The organism is Frankia sp. CoWAU3 (assembly GCF_977971855.1).
The window spans coordinates 16,380-34,903 of record NZ_CDWWXB010000007.1; the positions used below are offsets into that span (position 1 = coordinate 16,380).

The 18,524-nt window shown below is 70.2% G+C and carries 14 protein-coding genes; 10 read left to right on the plus strand and 4 right to left on the minus strand.

Annotated elements, in window-relative coordinates:
• The 5 genes from AC08ON_RS01825 to AC08ON_RS01845 form a co-directional block, all read left to right on the plus strand.
• The coding region (locus AC08ON_RS01825) for a class III extradiol ring-cleavage dioxygenase family protein (protein WP_476616342.1) at nucleotides 1-597 on the plus strand (597 nt) is incomplete at its 5' end.
• Nucleotides 594-1,505, plus strand: coding sequence for a tRNA (adenosine(37)-N6)-dimethylallyltransferase MiaA (miaA, locus tag AC08ON_RS01830; RefSeq protein WP_476606186.1), 912 nt, complete (start codon nucleotides 594-596; stop codon nucleotides 1,503-1,505). The genes AC08ON_RS01825 and miaA, both read left to right, overlap by 4 nt.
• 109 nt (nucleotides 1,506-1,614) lie before the next feature.
• The gene (locus tag AC08ON_RS01835; protein WP_476616343.1) at nucleotides 1,615-2,523 is read left to right on the plus strand and encodes an EAL domain-containing protein; all 909 of its coding nucleotides are present in this window, start codon (nucleotides 1,615-1,617) and stop codon (nucleotides 2,521-2,523) included.
• A 59-nt stretch (nucleotides 2,524-2,582) separates the two neighbouring features.
• Entirely contained in the window at nucleotides 2,583-3,458 is an 876-nt protein-coding gene (gene dapF, locus AC08ON_RS01840) for a diaminopimelate epimerase (RefSeq protein ID WP_476606199.1), read from the plus strand.
• Nucleotides 3,442-3,945 (plus strand): VOC family protein, encoded by a 504-nt coding sequence (locus tag AC08ON_RS01845; RefSeq protein ID WP_476606184.1) that lies wholly within the window; start codon nucleotides 3,442-3,444, stop codon nucleotides 3,943-3,945. Before dapF ends, AC08ON_RS01845 begins: the two co-directional genes overlap by 17 nt.
• Here the strand turns inward: AC08ON_RS01845 and AC08ON_RS01850 are convergent.
• The gene (locus tag AC08ON_RS01850) at nucleotides 3,885-4,544 is read right to left on the minus strand and encodes a helix-turn-helix domain-containing protein (RefSeq protein ID WP_476606183.1); all 660 of its coding nucleotides are present in this window, start codon (nucleotides 4,542-4,544) and stop codon (nucleotides 3,885-3,887) included. The genes AC08ON_RS01845 and AC08ON_RS01850 overlap by 61 nt on opposite strands.
• 448 nt (nucleotides 4,545-4,992) lie before the next feature.
• Here AC08ON_RS01850 and hflX point away from each other — a divergent pair, with 448 nt between their 5' ends.
• Nucleotides 4,993-6,453, plus strand: coding sequence for a GTPase HflX (hflX, locus tag AC08ON_RS01855; RefSeq protein ID WP_476606182.1), 1,461 nt, complete (start codon nucleotides 4,993-4,995; stop codon nucleotides 6,451-6,453).
• Nucleotides 6,454-6,518: 65 nt separating this feature from the next.
• On the opposite strand, the gene lexA is transcribed toward hflX, so the two are convergent.
• Nucleotides 6,519-7,289 carry a transcriptional repressor LexA gene (gene lexA, locus AC08ON_RS01860; RefSeq protein ID WP_476606181.1) on the minus strand — a complete coding sequence of 257 codons (771 nt, stop codon included), beginning with the start codon at nucleotides 7,287-7,289 and terminating at the stop codon, nucleotides 6,519-6,521.
• Between the two features lie 304 nt (nucleotides 7,290-7,593).
• Between lexA and AC08ON_RS01865 the strand changes: the two genes are divergently transcribed.
• From AC08ON_RS01865 to AC08ON_RS01875, 3 genes are all read left to right on the plus strand, one after another.
• Complete coding sequence (locus AC08ON_RS01865) at nucleotides 7,594-7,956, plus strand: LysM peptidoglycan-binding domain-containing protein (RefSeq protein WP_476606180.1); 363 nt, start codon at nucleotides 7,594-7,596, stop codon at nucleotides 7,954-7,956.
• Between the two features lie 337 nt (nucleotides 7,957-8,293).
• Nucleotides 8,294-8,839 (plus strand): transcriptional regulator NrdR, encoded by a 546-nt coding sequence (nrdR, locus tag AC08ON_RS01870; RefSeq protein WP_476606179.1) that lies wholly within the window; start codon nucleotides 8,294-8,296, stop codon nucleotides 8,837-8,839.
• A gap of 324 nt (nucleotides 8,840-9,163) precedes the next feature.
• A complete protein-coding gene (locus AC08ON_RS01875; RefSeq protein WP_476606178.1) occupies nucleotides 9,164-13,027 on the plus strand; it encodes a vitamin B12-dependent ribonucleotide reductase in 3,864 nt (1,287 codons plus the stop codon).
• Nucleotides 13,028-13,139: 112 nt separating this feature from the next.
• Here AC08ON_RS01875 and AC08ON_RS01880 read toward each other — a convergent pair whose 3' ends face one another.
• Entirely contained in the window at nucleotides 13,140-14,468 is a 1,329-nt protein-coding gene (locus tag AC08ON_RS01880) for an amylo-alpha-1,6-glucosidase (RefSeq protein ID WP_476606177.1), read from the minus strand.
• Nucleotides 14,469-15,043: 575 nt separating this feature from the next.
• Between AC08ON_RS01880 and AC08ON_RS01885 the strand changes: the two genes are divergently transcribed.
• On the plus strand, nucleotides 15,044-16,312 hold the full coding sequence (locus tag AC08ON_RS01885) for an RNA polymerase sigma factor (protein WP_476606176.1): 1,269 nt from the start codon (nucleotides 15,044-15,046) through the stop codon (nucleotides 16,310-16,312).
• Between the two features lie 171 nt (nucleotides 16,313-16,483).
• Here AC08ON_RS01885 and AC08ON_RS01890 read toward each other — a convergent pair.
• Nucleotides 16,484-18,524 (minus strand): acetoacetate--CoA ligase (locus AC08ON_RS01890; protein ID WP_476616344.1); only part of this gene is annotated, 2,041 nt, incomplete at its 5' end.

Genomic DNA, 18,524 nt, shown 5'->3' on the forward strand with positions numbered 1-18,524 from the left:
GGGTCGCTGGCCGGCTTCGGGGTGGATCTCCGGGTAGATCTTGGCCCGACCGCGCCGGCCCCCGAGCCGTCGTCTGTCCTGTCGTCGCCCGTCCTACCGTTGTCGATCACGATCGGCGCCTGGCTGCTGGGCGCCGTCGGTTGGCCCGGCGCCCGCACCGCCGTCGGGGTGCCCGCGGAGATCTCCCCGGACGGGGCCGTCGCACTCGGATCGCGGCTGGTCGCGGGCTCCGCTCCGCAGGAGCGCCTCGCCCTGCTCGTGATGGGCGACGGCTCGGCCTGTCGCACGCTGAAGGCTCCCGGCGGGTTGGATCCACGGGCCGCGGCGTTCGACGCGACCGCCGCCGCGGCGCTGGCCGCAGGGGATCCGGCCGGTCTGCTCGCCTTGGACCCGGGGTTGGCCCGGGAGCTGCTCGCCGCGGGCCGGGCGTCCTGGCAGGTCCTGGCCGGCGCCCTGCTCGCCGCGACCCGGGACGGCCTGGGCCCGGGGTTCCTGGGCCCGGGGTCATGGAACAGTGACCTCCGGTATGACGACGCGCCGTACGGTGTCGGCTATCTGGTTGCCCTCTGGACACGGGATGTTGCCGAGCGAGGATGAACAGGCAGAAGGAACCGCGCCGGGGACCGGTGGTGGCGGTCGTGGGGCCGACCGCCGGCGGCAAGAGTGACCTCGGCATCGAGATCGCGCTCGCCCTCGGTGGCGAGGTGGTGAACGCGGACTCGATGCAGCTCTACCGCGGGATGGACATCGGTACCGCCAAGGTTCCCGAGGCGGAGCGTCGCGGGGTGCCCCACCATTTGCTCGACGTGTGGGACGTGACGCATCCCGCGGACGTCGCGAGCTTCCAGGCGGACGCCCGCCGGATAATCGACGGCCTGCTCGCCGCCGGGCGCATTCCGGTGCTGGTCGGCGGTTCCGGGCTCTACGTCCGCGCGGTTCTTGACAATCTGGCCTTCCCGGGGACCGATCCGGGCGTCCGGGCGCGGTGGGAGGAGGAACTGGCCCGCGTCGGCGCACCGGCGCTGCACGACCGGCTGGCCGCGCGGGCACCGCAGGCCGCCGCGGCGATCCTGCCCAGCAACGGCCGGCGGATCGTGCGTGCCCTGGAGGTCGTCGAGCTCACCGGAACCTTCACGGCCACCCTGCCGGAGCACCGCTCGGTCTATGAGGTCGTGCAGATCGGCGTGGATCGCCCCGATCTCGACCGACGGATTACGGACCGGGTGGAGAAAATGTGGGGTGCTGGTTTTCCTGACGAAGTGCGAAGGTTGGTGGAATGCGGCCTGCGGGAAGGCCGAACCGCGTCTCGCGCACTGGGATATGCCCAGGTTCTGGCCTGGTTCGACGGCGCAATGGACTCCGCCGAACAGGCCAAGCTCGCCACAATTACGGCGACGCGGCGCTTTGCCCGTCGACAAAGGTCCTGGTTCCGGCGGGATAACCGGATAGCCTGGTTGGACCAACCAGATGTCACCCAGGTGCGACGGCTGGTGGGTTCGCTCTGACGGGTGATCGGCCGACCGGGTCGGGGTCGATCGGGCCGCCGCCAATGCGCGGCGTCGCCGGTGACCGGTGCGCGGCGGCCGGTCCCGCACGGCGTCTGGAGAGATCGATGTGACCGCGCCCACCTCTGATGCTGGTACCCCACCCGACGATGCTGGTACCCCACCCGACCTGACTCTCGTCCCCGCGCTCTACGCCGCCTTCGACGATGGTTCGCTGCGGCTGCACTTCCAACCGGAGGTCGACCTGCGCAACGGGTCGGTGCCGGGGATGGAGGCCCATCCGCGGTGGCTGCACCCGGAACGCGGGGTGCTGGGTCCGGCGGATTTCATGCCGATCGCAGCGGCCGCGGGCCTCGTCCATCAGGTGGACCAGTGGGTGCTGCGGATGGCCGTGACCGAGGCGCGCACCTGGCATCGGATGGCGGTCGGGACGCCGATCCGCCCGCCCCGGTTGTGGGTGAACATCGATGGCCGCCAGCTTGCCAGCCTCGCCTTCGCGGCCGAGGTCGACCGGCTCGTCTCGGGCCGGGTGCTGCCGGCCGGGGCGATCGGCCTTGAGTTCAGCGAGCAGACCCTCGGACTCGCCGCGCCGATGGTGCCCCGGTTGCTGACCCGGCTGCGTGCCCTCGGGGTGGCGATCGCCGTCGGGTCCTTCGGCACGTGGCTGGGCTCGTTGGCCGTGCTCGACCAGCTGCCGTTGAACCTCGTCAAGATCGACGGTCTGTTCCTGCGGGCGACGATGAAGGACCTCGAGGGTGAGGCCGTGCTCGCGGCCATCGTCCGGCTTGCCCACCAACGCGGCCTGCCCGTCGTTGCCGACGATGTCGACACCGCGCGCCTGGCGTCCCGGGTGGTGGATCTCGACTGTGATCGCGCCATCGGATCGGTGTTCTGTCCGCCGGTGCCGGTGGAGGACGCTCGGATGATCGCTCTCGGGCGCGGCCGGCCCGACCGTTGGTACAAGCCGTCGCATTCCGACGACCGGATGCGGGAGTGGGCGCGGGCCGCAGCCGGCTGACGCCGCCGCGGGAGCCCGGTCGTCAGGTGCCGAGCGGCATCCCCCGTACGATCGGCGACGTGCGGGACGAGCTGGGACTGCGATTCGTCAAGGGCCACGGGACGGGCAACGACTTCGTCCTGCTGCCGGATCCCGACGGGGACCTCGACCTCACCGCGGACCTGGTGCGCGCGCTGTGCGACCGACGGGCCGGCATCGGGGGCGATGGGGTGCTGCGGGTGGTGCTCTGCGCCGCGGTTCCCGAGGCGGCCGGTCTGGCCGGCCGGGCGCGCTGGTTCATGGACTACCGCAATGCTGATGGTTCGGTTGCCGAGATGTGCGGTAACGGTGCCCGGGTGTTCGCCCGCTACCTCGTCGACGCCGGATACGCCCAGCCCGGACGGTTCCACGTCGCGACCCGCGCCGGGCTGCGGCTCGTCGAGGCCGCGGTGGACGGTGACGTCACGGTCGACATGGGACCGCCGCGGATCATCGACGGACCCGGGGCCCCGGTCACCGTCGCCGATCGTGACTTCACCGCGACCGCGGTCTCGATGGGTAATCCGCACGCGGTCTGCTTCGCCGGCGACCTGGACGTCGCCGGGCTGCGTCGGCTCGACCTGACCCGACCACCATCGTTCTCCCCGGTTGACTTCCCGGACGGGGTGAATGTGGAGATCGTCGTTGACCGGCCGGGTGGGGTGGCGATGCGGGTGTTCGAACGTGGGGTCGGGGAGACCGCGTCCTGCGGCACCGGTGCCTGCGCGGTCGCGGTGGCCTGGGCGGCCCGGCGAGGTGCTCGGCCGGCGGGTGCGCCGGTCGAGGTCGAGGTGGATGTGCCCGGCGGCGGCCTGGTCGTGATCTGGCAGCCGGAGACCGTGCTGTTGCGAGGGCCCGCCGAGCTGGTCTTCGACGGCGTGCTGCGCCATGCGGAGGCCCATGACCCGGTCGGGTGAGGTGTCCGTTTCCTGCAAGACCCGGTCCGCCTGCCTGCCCTACGGTGCCCTCATGCCACCATCGTTCACCCTGACCGGTGTGATCGTCGCTGATATGGCCCGGTCCCTGGCGTTCTACCGCCGGCTCGGCCTCGATCTGCCCGCCGGGGCCGACGCCCAGCCGCACGTCGAGGTGCAGCTGCCCGGCGGTCCACGCCTCGCGTTCGACAGCGAGGCGACCATCCGATCCTTTGATCCGCGCTGGTCGGCGGGTACCGGCTCGCCGCGGGTCGGGCTGGCCTTCGCCTGCGACACGCCGGACGAGGTCGATGAGGTCTACGCCGACCTCGTCGGCGCCGGTCACACCGGCCACCTTCCGCCCTGGGACGCCTTCTGGGGCCAGCGGTACGCGGTCGTGCTCGATCCAGACGGCAACCACGTCGACCTCTACGCCCCACTGCCCGTAGCGGCCGCGACATCCGATACCGAGACGTCCAGCTCGTCCTGAACGTTGACATTTCGGATGAGGTGAGTCGGCGGAACTCCGGCGAGCGCGCGTACCTCCCGGGCGAGGTGCGCCTGGTCGGCGTAGCCGGCCTCGGCCGCCACGACCGCGAACGGGATGCCGGCCCGCGCCGCGTGCAGGGCGTCCTGCATCCGGAGGATCCTGGCGAGCGTCTTCGGGCCATATCCGAAGACGCGCCGGCAGCGACGCAGCAGCTGGCGTTCGCTCAGCCCGACTGTGCGCGCGAGGTCGTCCACAGGCGCCCGGGCGCGGGCACCCGCCAGAACGGCGGGAACCAACCGGTCCACGAGCGCCGGGTGAACGGGCCGGGCGGCGATCGACGACTCGAATGCGACCAGGGGATCAGCGGCCATGGCGAGCCGCTCGGCGAGTCGCTGCGCCGGTCCGTCGCCCCACAGGTCGGCGAGCGGGACGCGTTGGTCGCGCAGTTCGTCCGCGGCCACTCCGAGGTGGGATGGTCCAGAGCCCGAGTCGAAGCGGAGCCCGACGTGCCGCACGCCTGGTGCCCAGCGCACCAGCTTCGCCGCCGTGTCCGGCCCCGCGACGATCAGATTGGCGTCGGAACTCCAGATGATGTCCATGCATCCGTCCGGCAACACTCGCCGACTGCCCACCACACCTGTGCGCTCGGTGCGCCCTGTGCGGTCCGAGGGCCCGGTGCGGTCCGGATGCCGGTCCGCCGTCGTCCGCGTGGTGCCCGGGGGGTGTCCAGGGGGAGTCGGGCGGCCCGAGCTGTCCCAGATCGTCGCGGCGAGGCGGTGGGCCCGTCTTTCGTGGTACTCGTGGTACACGTCGCAGAGGCTACGTCGGCGGGGCGGCAAAACGGTTCGCGATCGACGTGGTGACGTGGGACCCTGGTTGGCGACGGGATTCGCCGGGAAACGAGGGGGAGGCGCGCCACGAGTGCGGCAGGGTCTTCCGGTCCGGCGGATCCTCCTCGGGCCACCGGGTCGTGGGGCCCGGCCGGAGCAGGCGGCACGGAATGATCGCGGAATGGTGCGGTAGCGGGCCGCGTTGAGAACGGATGGTATGACACTTCCTGCTGACGCCTTCGATGCGTCCACTCTCGACAGATCCCTCATCAAGCTGACCGATACCGATTCGTCTTACCTGTCGAACTTTTTCGACGATTCTGGGGACGGTTTCGACCTGGAGGATCGCGCCGCGTTGCGGCGGGTTCCCGGTCTCGCCACCGAGCTCGACGACGTTACCGAGGTCGAGTACCGGCAGCTGCGGCTGGAGCGTGTCGTCCTCATCGGCGTATGGACGTCGGGTTCCCCGCGGTCGGCCGAGAGCTCCATGGCGGAGCTCGCGGCGCTCGCCACGACCGCCGGTTCGGTGGTGCTCGACGCGCTCGTGCAGCGTCGCGACCGGCCGGATGCCGCGACTTACGTCGGTTCGGGCAAGGCCCGCGAGCTCGCCGAGGTCGTCGCGGCGACCGGCGCGGACACGGTGGTCTGCGATGGCGAGCTCACCCCGGGTCAGCTGCGGCAGCTGGAGGAGGTCGTCAAAGTAAAGGTCATCGACCGGACGGCCCTCATCCTGGACATCTTCGCCCAGCACGCGACCTCTCGCGAGGGCAAGGCCCAGGTCGAGCTCGCGCAGTTGCAGTACATGCTGCCCCGGCTGCGTGGGTGGGGTGAGTCGATGTCGCGGGCCGCGGCCAGTGGCGGCGGCCGGGCGCCCATCGGTACCCGCGGTCCCGGTGAGACGAAGATCGAGACCGATCGTCGGCGGCTGCGGGCCAGGATGGCGCGGTTGCGCCGCGAGCTCGCCGCGATGACGACCGTGCGGGAGACCAAGCGTTCCGCCCGGCGGCGGGGCGAGGTCCCCAGCGTGGCGATCGCCGGTTACACCAACGCCGGTAAGTCGTCGCTGCTCAACCGGCTGACCGGCGCGGGTGTCCTGGTCGAGGACGCGCTGTTCGCCACCCTCGATCCGACCGTGCGGCGGGCGACCCTGCCGGACGGCCGGGCCTTCACCCTGACCGACACCGTCGGATTCGTCCGGCATCTGCCGCATCAGATCGTCGAGGCGTTCCGCTCGACGCTGGAAGAGGTCGCCGATGCCGATCTCATCCTGCACGTTGTGGACGGATCATCGCCGGATCCGGCCGCGCAGATCTCCGCCGTGCGCGAGGTTCTCAACGACATCGACGCGGGCGGCGTTCCCGAGCTGATCGTCGTCAACAAGGTGGACGCCGTGGAGCCGACGGTCGTCGCGGGGCTGCGCCAGCTCGCCCCGGACGCCGTGTTCGTCTCGGCACGTACGGGCGAGGGGCTGGCCGCGCTGGTCGACGCGCTCTGTGCCCGGGTGCCGCATCCCGACGTGGAGATGCGCGTGCTCGTGCCCTACACCCGGGGCGACTTGGTCTCCCGGGTGCACGCGAACGGCGAGGTGCTCACGATGGAGCACACCGAGACCGGTACCCGGCTGTCCGCCCGGGTTTCCTCGGGACTCGCAGCGGAGCTGCACGCCTACCGGGCCTGAGCCCAGGAGCGATCAGACGCGAGGCAACCCGGCCGGCCGCCCGACGGGCGGCCGGCCGATCCACATCAAACCCTGCGGAGCACAGCCACGATCCGGCCGAGGATGGTCGCATCCTCACCGGGGATGTCGGCGAAGGCCGAGTTCTCCGGATGTAGCCAGATCTTGCCGTCCCGAAGCCGCAGACGCTTGACCGTCGCCTCCCCGTCGATCATTGCGGCGACGATCTCCCCGTTGTCCGCGACCGGCTGCTGGCGGACGACCACCCAGTCACCGTCGCAGATCGCCGCGTTGATCATCGAGTCGCCGACGACCCGGAGCAGGAACAGAGTGCCCTCGCCGACGATCTCCCTGGGTAGCGGGAAGACGTCCTCGACCGCCTGCTCGGCCAGGATCGGGCCACCGGCGGCGATCCGGCCCAGCACCGGCACGTAGGCCGCCTCCGACTTGCTTCCTTCGGTGGTGCCCGGCGCCGCCTCACCGATGATGGGAATCGTGCCCGCCACCGTCGTCGTGCCCGCGCCCACATCCGCGCGTCGCCGGGGGTGCTCGACGGTCAGAACCTCCATCGCTCTCGGGCGGTTCGGGTCCCGCCGCAGGTAGCCCTTCTCCTCGAGCACCTTGAGCTGGTGAGCCACACTACTGGTGCTGGTGAGGCCGACCGCCTCACCGATCTCCCGCACGCTGGGCGGATACCCGCGCCGCTCCACCGCGGCCCGGATGACCTCCAGCACCTTGCGCTGCCGGGGGGTCAGGCCCGCGTCCGTGGGGCCTTCGGGAAAGGCTCGCACGTTGCCGCGGGTTCCGCCCCGGCGCGTACCCCTGCCTTGGCTAGTCATCGCTTACCGTTCTCCTCGTCGCGTTTTTCTTCCGCCGTGCGGCCACCGGCCGGCCGGCGACCGCACGGCGGACCGTCCCGCTCCGGAAGCGGTCACCCACCGACTCGCCGCCGTCCGTGACCGGGGGAAACCGCCCGGTTCACACCCGATCGACTCGACGGTAACCGGCGGGTCGCAGAATCTCAAACGTCTGTTCGAGCGTGTCCCTGGCGGTTTCCGGTTCCCGATGCGACAATCGACCACGCGTTCGATCGAACGAAGGTTCGATCTTCGGCGTTCGGTGTCGTCGGAACGGGAGGGTGCCGTGGGATCCGCACACAGGGCGCGGGTCGTCGACCTGTCGATGGCCAGAGACCGGGTGGGTCGTCGCCCGCCCGCACCCCCGCCGCTCCGGCTGACCCGGCGGGGTCGGGTGGTGGTGGTATCGATCGTCGTGGCGGTCGTCGTGGCGGTAGCAATCATGATCATGCCTGGGGTGTCGATTGCCGGGCCGGATACCGCGGAGGCGCCGCGGCACCATCTGGTCGTGCCGGGGGAGACGCTGTGGGAGGTGGCAGTGGCGCTCGACGAGAGCGCCGACACCCGGGTCATGGTGGACCGGCTGATGCGGCTGAACCACCTGCGGTCACCACTGATCGCCCCGGGCCAGTCGTTACTCCTTCCCTGACGCCCGGCTTCCCGGCTTTCCGGGTCCACGAGTGTCTCGGCGCAGGGTTCTCGCGCACCGTCGTCTTTCGTCCACGTGCGGTGCCACGTGCGATGCGGACCACACGGACCACACGGGGGTGCTGTCCTCATCTCTGGGGCCGTGCGCTACCTTGGACACAACATCTGGTGCTTACCGGGGTGTAAGTCATCCACAGGTTGTTCCACAGGTCTTCCGCGGGGAGCTGGCGGTCCATCCACAAGGTGGTCTTTCCGGCGTGGATGCCGGGTCCTCAACGGTGTCCCTCATCCCCGGTCCGGGGCGGTCGGCTCCGGCGCGGGCGAAGGAGGCGTAGCGCGTGCGGTGCCCGTTCTGCCGGCATCCGGACAGTCGCGTCGTTGACAGTCGGGAGGCCGAGGAGGGTTCGGCGATCCGCCGCAGGCGGTCCTGCCTGTCCTGCGGTCGCCGGTTCACTACGATGGAGGAGGCGTCCCTTCAGGTTCGCAAGCGCAGTGGGGCGGCCGAGCCGTTCAGCCGGGCCAAGGTCATCGCCGGTGTCCGCAAGGCCTGCCAGGGCCGGCCGGTGCGGGATGATGATCTCGCGCTTCTGGCGCAGCGGGTAGAGGACGCCGTCCGCTCGTCGGGGTCGGCGGAGGTGCCCGCGGAGGCGATCGGCCGGGCGATCCTCGGTCCGCTCCGTGAGCTCGACGAGGTGGCTTATCTCCGCTTCGCCTCGGTGTACCTGGCCTTCGAGTCGTTGACTGACTTCGAGTCCGCGATCGCCGCGTTGCGCTCCGAGGCCGCCGGACCTCCCACCACGCGGGATGGACCAGCACGACCGGTCCCGCGCGGCGCCGTCGATGCCTCGCCGGTGATCGGCACCCAGCAGGTGCATAGCAGGTAGGGCCGGGACCGCTCGACCGAAAGCGTCATACATCGCCCTGGCTCGCCGTGCCGGCCCGGTCCCGCCGGCGACGGGTGACATCCCGCGTCGCGGCCGTGCGAGGACCGCGGACCTCCCGGACGGCACGCATGCGGCCCGGCTCGACCTGGCTGGTGCCGTTCGCCGTGCGTGTGTTTGCCGTGCGCGTGCTCGTCCCCGCGGGCACCGCCGTGCGTCGAGGTCCGGCCCCGCACCGTCCCGACGTCCGCTGGCTGCGGCCTGGGGCGGGGATGCCCACAACACATTGTTGAAGGTTGGAGCTGACGAGTGAAGACGAGGAGCGTCATGACCGACAGCCGCGGCACGAAGCCGAGCAGGTCAGCGGCGAAAGCGAGTGGGTTGAAGATCCAGCGGTCACGTACCACCGCCGGCGTCCACCCGTACGACGAGGTCACCTGGGAGTCCCGGGACGTCGTCATGACCAACTGGCGGGACGGCTCGGTCAACTTCGAGCAGCGGGGAGTGGAATTCCCGCAGTTCTGGTCGGTGAACGCCTCCAACATCGTTACCAGCAAGTACTTCCGTGGGGCGCCCGGCACGCCGGGGCGGGAGTGGTCGCTGCGGCAGTTGATCGATCGGGTCGTGCACGCCTACGGCGCGGCCGGCCGCGAGCACGGCTACTTCGCCTCGGACACCGACGCCGAGATCTTCGAGCACGAACTGACCTGGATGCTGCTCCACCAGGTCTTCAGCTTCAACTCGCCGGTCTGGTTCAACGTGGGAACCCCCGCGCCGCAGCAGGTCTCGGCGTGCCAGCCCTATGACGCCCTCGTCAGCACGCCATCCGGTCTGGTTCCCATCGGCGCCTTGGTGGAGACGGACGCGGTGGGGATGAAGGTCTTCGACGCGCACGGTCTGACCCAGGTGATCGCGACCAAGTCCAACGGCGTCAAGGACGTCCTGCGGATCTGGACGAGGGCCGGTCACGCGCTCGACGTCACCGCCGATCATCTGGTGTGGCGGAGCACCTCCGCGGGTGCCGGGGCCTTCGTCCCCGCCGGCGCGCTGCGGGCCGGGGACACCCTCGAGTGGCATCGCACCATCGCCCCGGGCGAGGGTGAGATCACTTCACGGGAGATCGCCGAGGCGGCGCTCGCGGGCCGGCTGCAGGCGGACGGTTTTGTTGGTCGGTACGCCGGTACGAACGCCTCGCTGACCATCGAGGCGATGACTGTGCCGACCCGGCTGTATGATGCTCCGCTACCCGTTGTCGCGGCTTATCTGCGCAGCCTGTTCCAGGCCGATGGCTACGTGTCCCGCCGGGAGCGCTCGACGCTGATCGGGCTGGACATGATTAGCGAGGGCCTCATTCGCGGGGTGCAGGGTTTGCTCGCCCGGTTCGGCATCTTCGCGCGGGTACGCCGCGAGGCGGATCCGCGACCCGACCGCCACGACCTCTGGAGCCTGGGCATTCAGAACGCCGGTGACCGGCGGACGTTCGCGGACGAGATCGGCTTCCTCGATCCGGTGAAGGCCGCGAAGCTGGAGACGTCGTTCGATCAGCCCGGCCAGGCCGCGAAGCCGGTGAAGCGGTTGCAGATCGAGCGTATTGAGCCGCGCGGGCCGATGCCGGTCTACGACATCCAGACCGACAGCGGCGAGTACCTCTCCGCCGGCCTCCGTGTGCACAACTGCTTCATCCTCTCCGTGGACGACACCATGGAGTCGATCCTGAACTGGTACCGGGAAGAGGGGCTGATCTTCAAGGGGGGTTCCGGGGCCGGGCTCAACCTGTCCCGCATCCGGTCCTCGAAGGAGCTGCTGTCCTCCGGGGGCACCGCCTCCGGGCCGGTGAGCTTCATGCGCGGCGCCGACGCCTCGGCGGGTACGATCAAGTCTGGTGGCGCGACCCGGCGGGCGGCGAAGATGGTCGTGCTCGACGTCGATCATCCCGACATCGTCGAGTTCGTGGAGACGAAGGCCCGGGAAGAAGCCAAGATCCGGGCGTTGCGGGACGCCGGCTTCGACATGGACCTCGGCGGGCGTGACATCGCCTCCGTGCAATACCAGAACGCCAACAACTCCGTCCGGGTGACCGACGAGTTCATGCGGGCGGTCGTCGACGGCGGCGGCTTCGACCTGCGGGCCCGCCTCGACGGCCGCGTCCTGGAGACGGTGGACGCCCGCGGGCTGTTCCACACGATCGCCGAGGCCGCGTGGGCCTGCGCCGATCCCGGCATCCAGTACGACGGAACGATCAACGACTGGCACACCTGCCCCGAGAGCGGCCGGATCAGCGCCTCCAACCCGTGCAGCGAGTACGTGCACCTGGACAACTCCAGCTGCAACCTGGCCTCGCTGAACCTGCTGAAGTTCCTGCGCCCGGACCGCAGCTTCGACGCCGAGGCGTTCGTCGCGGCGGTCGAGTTGATCATTACCGCGATGGACATCTCGATCTGCTTCGCCGACTTCCCGACACCGGAGATCACCAGGGTCAGCCGGGCCTACCGGCAGCTCGGCATCGGCTACGCCAACCTCGGTGCCCTGCTGATGGCCAGCGCCCGGGCCTACGACTCGGACGGCGGCCGGGCGCTGGCCGCATCGATCACCTCGCTGATGACGGCCACCGCCTACCGGCGCTCCGCCGAACTCGCCGGGATCGTCGGCGCCTACGACGGCTTCGCCCGCAACGCGGACGCGCACCGGCGGGTGATGCGCAAGCATGCCGCCGCGAACGACGCGGTGCGCAGCGTGCACGCCGAGGACTCCCGGATCCTCGCCGCCGCGTCCCGGGAATGGGCCCGGGCGCAGACCGTCGGCGAGAAGCACGGATGGCGCAACGCGCAGGCCAGCCTGCTCCCCCCGACGGGCACGATCGGTCTGGCGATGGACTGCGACACCACCGGCATCGAGCCGGACCTCGCCCTGGTGAAGATGAAGAAGCTGGTCGGCGGCGCCAGCATGAGGATTGTGAACCAGACGGTCCCGGCGGCCCTGCAGGCGCTCGGCTACCCCGAGGAGACCATCGAGGCGACCGTCGAGTACATCGCCGAGCACGGGCACGTCATCGACGCTCCCGGCCTGCGTCCGGAGCACTACGAGGTGTTCGACTGCGCCATCGGGGAGCGCGCGATCTCCCCGATGGGCCATGTCCGCATGATGGCCGCGGTACAGCCGTTCCTCTCCGGCGCGATCTCGAAGACGGTGAACATGCCGTCGACCGCCACGGTCGCCGAGGTCGAGCAGATCTACCTGGAGGGGTGGCGGCTGGGTCTGAAGGCCCTCGCCATCTACCGGGACAACTGCAAGGTCGGCCAGCCGCTGACCGACGTCAAGGGGGCGAAGCAGGCCGCCGAGCTGGCCGCCACCCGGACCGGTACGGGAGTCGGGGCCGGCACGGGAGTCGGGGCCGGCACGGGAGACGCGGTCGGGACCGCCGGCTCCGTCGGACCTGCCCCGGTGGAGGTCGAGTACCGGCCGGTGCGCCGCCGGCTGCCGAAGACCCGCCCGTCGCGGACGGTGTCCTTCTCCGTCGGTGGGGCCGAGGGTTATCTGACCGCCGGTTCCTACCCGGACGACGGTCTCGGTGAGGTCTTCATCAAGATGTCGAAGCAGGGGTCCACCCTGGCGGGCGTGATGGACGCGTTCGCGATCGCCATCTCGATCGGCCTGCAGTACGGCGTGCCGCTGGAGGCGTACGTCAGCAAGTTCATCAACATGCGGTTCGAGCCGGCTGGGATGACCGATGACCCGGACGTGCGGATCGCCCAGTCGATCATGGATTATCTGTTCCGTCGCCTCGCGCTCGACTATCTCGACGCCGATCAGCGGGCCGAACTCGGCATCTCGACCGCGGCCGACCGGGCCCGTCGGGTCGCGGGTCAGTACGGTCCAGCGCCGGCGGTGGAGGCCGCGCGATCGGCGCAGCCCGCCGGGATCGACGGCCCGGCCGGATCCCAGGGGGCCGCGGTGACCGGATCCTCGGCTTCCGTCGCCGATCGGGGTGACCCGGGCGTCCCGCCCGGTCCGGCGGTAGGGAACGGCCCGGCGTACGTGGCACGGGAGTTGCGGCTGGCACCGCCCGGCGAGTCGCTCGTCGCGCAGACCGTGGTCGATGCTCCGCTCTGCTTCACCTGCGGGGTGACCATGCGGCCAGCTGGTAGCTGCTACGTCTGTGAGCAGTGCGGTTCGACCAGCGGCTGCAGCTAGGCGTCGCGGCGGCCGGTCCGACCGGGTGCCCGATGCGCATCGGGCACCCGGTCGGACCGGCCGCCTGCTCCGCATCGGGTCCCTGCTCCGAGACAGTGCTCGGCGGTGTGGCTCAGTGCTCGGCGGCGAGGAGGTCGACCAGGAGCGCCGCGGTCCAGGAGAACCGGTTGCTGCCCGCGCCGGAACCGTCGAGGGGTGAGTAGTACTCGAACATCGCCCCGGACGATGCGATCATGTCGATCGTGTTCTGGCGCAGGTTCTCCGCGGCGTCGAGCCGACCGTAACGCTCCAGCCCGTCGGCAATCAGCCAGTTCATGTTGACCCAGACGGGACCCTGCCAGTAACACCGGGGAAGGAAGCCCGGGTCGTCGAGCGGCACGCTCGCGATGCCGAACCGGGACCAGTAGCGCGGTGAGGTGAGCGTCTTGACCATCTCGTCGACCCGGTCCTCGGGCACGACCCCGGCATAGAGCGGCAGGAACCCCGAGATCGTCTCGTGGCGCAGCAGCGTTCCCGTCCGGAAGTCGCGGCTGTAGTAGGTGCCGTCGGCGTGGAGCCGCTCGATCGCCTCGCGCGTCCTGTGCATGGACCGCCACAGCCAGGCGGGGATGGTCTGGCCGATCTCGGCGGCGATGGCGGTGAGGTGCTCGTTGGCCCGGATGAGGATCGCGTTGAAGGCGACGTCCTGGACGAGGGGGACGATGCTCCGACGGATCTCGCGGAAGTTGTAGTGCGCCCGCCGCAGCTCACGCACGATCCGGTAGAGCGTGAACAGGTCTCCCGAGGTGAGCCGCTCGTCGGGGGGGACCTCCTTGGCATCGCGCCGCAGCGCGTCGCCGCCGTTGATCCGGCGCAGTGCCCGCACTCCCAGCGGAGCCGCCGGCCTGGTGATCTCCATCCAGGCCGGCGTGTTGTCCATCCCCGACTCCCAGGAGTGGACCAGGGTGACGAGACCGTCGTCGTCGGGGTCGCGTTCGAGGTAGAGCCACGTGTGGAAGCGCAGCAGGCCGGGGAACAACGCGCGGTAGAAGGCGTCGCGGGCGGATGGCGTCATCATGGCGGCGATCCGGACGGCGGCTTCGGCGATCATCGGCGGCTGGGTGACCCCCGTGCTCTGCACTCCGCCGGCGGTCGTGGTCACCTGGTCGCAGCGCCAGCGCTGCGGACCGGCGTGGTAGAAGTCCGAGGTCTCCGCGAAGATCACGTGGGGGATCATGCCGTTCGGCCACTGGCCTCGCAGCAGCGAGAGGACCTCCTTGGCGGCCCGTCCCGGGTCGAGACGGCGCAGTCCGATCGCGATGAAGCAGCTGTCCCAGAGCCACTGGTGCGGGTAGAGCGTCGGGGAGGGCCGGGTGATGTCGCCGAGGTCGTTGTCTCGTAGCACGTCGATCGCGGTTTCCCGTAGTGCCGCCAGGTCTGCGGGAAGGCTGGGGACGGACATCGTGTGAGAGTAGCGGTTACACGCTGTGCACAGAGGCAGGGTCCGTCGGGTGTGGCCCGCCTAACGGAATCGCCGTTCTCGAGCGCCTCGGCGTCGGGGTGGCGTCGGGGTGGTGTCGGCGGCGGCGCCCGCGTCGGCCCGCCGGTCGTTCCGTCCCGGTGGAGAGCCCGGGTCCGGGCCGGGTCGCGGGTGTCGGCTTGCCGACTACCGTTACGGGTTAGCACCGACCGGTGATCGTCAGAAAATATGGCACGGATGATGGAACGCAAAAAACTTCTACAGTAAGTAGTGGATCTGTTGCTTACAGTTGACGCTGGCCTGATCCGCAGGGTGCTCGGCCACCAGAGAAGCTCAGGAGAGTCCGCGGTTCGCGCCACAGGGTGGAATCTGCCAGGTAGTCTTCGCGGCAGCGAGTGCAGCGTCTCGAGGGCTAGGGTCTACACTGCTTGGTAGGCCCGGCGATCGCTGATGTCCGGGTGTGCCTGCACGGGGAATGGTTCCGCGTCTTCGTTCGTTACCTCCCACGTGCACAGAACGAGACGACCCACCCGCACCGACCATCGGATTTGCCACTGATGACGCTGCCTGCTCTGGAACTTGCCGAGCGCACCGACGACAACCGCCCGCGTAGCCCGCGGCGTGCTCGTCGGGCCGCTCCTCCTGTCCGCACCGCTCCCAGCCGTTCGCTGGCCGCTGTTCCCGACGATACCGACGAGCTCGATGTGAGCGCGGTGGCCGAGGTCATCGCCCGTGGTCGCGAGGCCGGCGAGATCAGCCGCTCCGAGTTGCGTGACGCGCTCGAGTCCGCGGACATCGGTATTGAACTGTTGCCCGCTCTCATCGCGCGCCTCAACGCCGTTGGCATCGAACTCCTTGACGAGGAGGATGCGAGCGACGACGCCACCGCCGCCAGCCGGTCCACCGCCGAACACGCGGGTACCGCCGACCTCGTGCGCATGTACCTGCGCGAGATCGGCAAGGTGCCGCTGCTCAACGCCGCCCAGGAGGTCGAACTCTCCAAGCGGGTCGAGGCGGGCCTGTTCGCTGAGTACAAGCTCGAGAGCGTCCCCGACCTGCCCGCCGATCTTCGTCGTGATCTCGGTCTGCTGGTCAAGGACGGCCATGCCGCCAAGCAGCAGCTCGTCTCGGCGAACCTGCGGCTGGTGGTCTCCGTCGCCAAGAAGTACAGCGGTCGCGGGATGACCCTGTTGGACCTGGTCCAGGAGGGCAACCTCGGTCTTATCCGCGCGGTGGAGAAGTTCGACTACGCCAAGGGCTACAAGTTCTCGACCTATGCGACCTGGTGGATCCGCCAGGCCATCGGCCGGGCGCTCGCCGATCAGGCGCGGACGATCCGCATCCCGGTCCACGTGGTCGAGCAGATTAACAAGATCACCCGGTTGCAGCGCCAGCTCGTCTCCACGCTCGGCCGTGAGCCGACCGACGAGGAGCTCGCCCTCGAGCTGGACATGCCGATCGAGCAGGTGGTGGAGCTGCGCCGGTATGCGCAGGACACCGTCAGCCTGGAGACCTCGGTCGGTGACGATGGTGACTCCGTGCTCGGTGACTTCATCGAGGACTCCGACGCGACCTCCCCGGCGGACGCCGCCTCCTACGGCGCCATGCAGGACGAGATCGAGAACGTCCTCGGTGGCCTGAGCCCGCGGGAGCGCGAGGTGATGCGGCTGCGCTTCGGTCTCGCCGACGGCAAGCAGCACACCCTCGCCGAGGTGGGCAACCGGCTCGGCCTGACCCGTGAGCGCATCCGTCAGATCGAGCGGGATACGCTTCGGGAGTTGCGCAAGCCCGCCGTCGCCGGTCGGCTGCGCGAGTTCCTCGACTGATCGATCGGGCGAGCGCACCTGCGGTCGAGTCCGCGGGGGCACGTCCACGGGTGCACGGTGCGGCACGGGTGGAAGACAAGAGTACCGCGATCATGGCGGTCACGTCATGATCGCGGGATCGATGAAAGTCGGATCTTCGTTTTTGCCGGGTGAAGATCCGACTTTGCTGTATCAAGCTCCGGGTTCGGCCTCTCCGTCGGATCCGGTGCCGGGTTCCAGCGCGGTTCCCGTCATCGGCTCCGACGCCGACCGCCGCGACCGGGCCGAGGCGGCGGCGAAGGGCAGCAGGGCATCGGGGTTGGCGACCGAGTCGAGGCTCACGGCCTTGTCCAGGGCAGTCCCGGCGAGCAGGCGCTTCACCGGTACCTCAAGCTTCTTGCCGGTGTGGGTCCGAGGGACCTCGGTGATCTCGATGATCTGGTCGGGAACGTGGCGTGGGCTGAGTTCGGCGCGCAGAACCTCGCGCAGCCGGGCGGCCACCGCCTTGGTCAGGCCGGGCTCGGTGAGGACGACGAAAAGGAGCAGCTCGCCGTGCCCGCGCTCGTCCGCGGTGTCGACCGCGAGGCTGTCGGCGATCCCGGGGACCCGCTCGACCACGCTGTAGAGCTCGCTGGTACCGATCCGGACGCCGCCGCGGTTCAACGTCGCGTCCGAACGTCCCTGGATGACGACGGCGCCGGTAGGTGTGATCCTCGCCCAGTCCCCGTGGCGCCAGACGCCAGGGTAGACGGAGAAGTAGCTCTCCCGCAGCCGGCCGCCGTCCGGGTCGGCCCAGAAGCACAGCGGCATGGACGGCATCGGCGCGGTCACGACAAGCTCACCGACCTCGTCGACGACCTCCTCGCCGGCCTCGTCGAAGACGCGCACCGCGCAGCCCAGCGCGCGCGATTCGATCTCCCCGGCCCGCACCGGCATCGTCGGCAGGCCCGCCACCAGCGCCGTGCAGACGTCGGTGCCACCGCTGATCGACGACAGCATCACGGTCGGGCCCACCGCTTCGTACACCCAGGCATAGCCGGCTGCGGATAGTGGCGATCCGGTCGATCCGACGGTGCGCAGCCTGGACAGGTCGGCGAACTCGCGCGGGACCAGCCCGGCGTCCTCGCAGGCCTGCAGGTAGCCCACGGACGTGCCCAGGCACGTGAGCTCCAGGGCCTCCGCCAGACCGAACAGGGTGCCGAGCGCCGGATAGCCGGGCGCTCCGTCGTAGAGCACGACGGTCGCGCCGACGAGCAGACCGGAGACCAGATAGTTCCACATCATCCAGCCGGTCGTGGTGAACCAGCAGAACCGGTCGTCCGGACCGAGATCGAGGTGCAACGCCAGCGACTTCAGGTGCTCCAGCAGGATGCCGCCGTGGCCGTGCACGATCGCCTTGGGGGGGCCGGTCGTGCCGGACGAGTAGAGGATCCACAGCGGCGCGTCGAAGGCGACCCGGGTGAACTCGGGCTCGGAGGTCTCCGAAGCCATCAGCTCGTCCCAGGTGAGCAGCCCCGGCAGCCCCGCGGCCCGGGCCCGGGAGAGCGCGTCCGGCCACAGGTACGGCACGATCACGCTTGCCCCGAGCCCCGGCAGGTCGCCCGCAAGCGCGGCGAGGGTGCCGAGGGCGTCGTAGCTCTTCCCGCCGTAGCTGTAGCCGTCAACGCCGATCAGGACCTTCGGGTCGATCTGGCCGAACCGCGCGCGCAGGGCCGTCGGGCCGAGTTCCGGCGAGCACGACGACCACACCGCGCCGATGCTGGCGGTGGCCAACATCCCCACCATCGCGTAGACGGTGTTCGGCAGCACGGCGCAGACCCGGTCACCCTCGGCGACACCCAGGCTCCGCAGTCCCGCCGCCGCCTTCGCCACCTGCCGGCGCAGCTCGTCCCAGGACACCACGGCCGTGGCACCGTCCTCGCGCACGGCGATGACGGCCGGGGCCGGCCCGCGCCGGGTGAGTGCGTTCTCCGCGTAGTTCACCCGGGCACCGGGAAACCAGACCGCGCCGGGCATCGCCGCGTCGGCGAGCGCCGGACCGGTGCCGCGGTCCCCCTCGACCGCGCAGAAATCCCAGATCGACTCCCAGAACGTGTTCAGGTCGGTGACAGACCACTCCCACAGGCGCGTGTCGTCGGCGAGCTCAACCCCCCGCTCGGCGGCGAGCCAGGCGCGGTAGTTGGTCACCGCGGCCTGGCTGATCCGACGGGGAGGCGGTTCCCACAGTGGCGTG

Bases quoted from the DNA above. Each gene is read 5' to 3' on its own strand.
- AC08ON_RS01850 (WP_476606183.1), bottom strand. From the start codon at position 4,544: ATGGACATCATCTGGAGTTCCGACGCCAATCTGATCGTCGCGGGGCCG.
- AC08ON_RS01880 (WP_476606177.1), bottom strand. From the start codon at position 14,468: ATGTCCGTCCCCAGCCTTCCCGCAGACCTGGCGGCACTACGGGAAACC.
- AC08ON_RS01875 (WP_476606178.1), top strand. From the start codon at position 9,164: ATGACCGACAGCCGCGGCACGAAGCCGAGCAGGTCAGCGGCGAAAGCG.
- AC08ON_RS01885 (WP_476606176.1), top strand. From the start codon at position 15,044: ATGACGCTGCCTGCTCTGGAACTTGCCGAGCGCACCGACGACAACCGC.
- hflX (WP_476606182.1), top strand. From the start codon at position 4,993: ATGACACTTCCTGCTGACGCCTTCGATGCGTCCACTCTCGACAGATCC.
- miaA (WP_476606186.1), top strand. From the start codon at position 594: ATGAACAGGCAGAAGGAACCGCGCCGGGGACCGGTGGTGGCGGTCGTG.
- AC08ON_RS01845 (WP_476606184.1), top strand. From the start codon at position 3,442: ATGACCCGGTCGGGTGAGGTGTCCGTTTCCTGCAAGACCCGGTCCGCC.
- lexA (WP_476606181.1), bottom strand. From the start codon at position 7,289: ATGACTAGCCAAGGCAGGGGTACGCGCCGGGGCGGAACCCGCGGCAAC.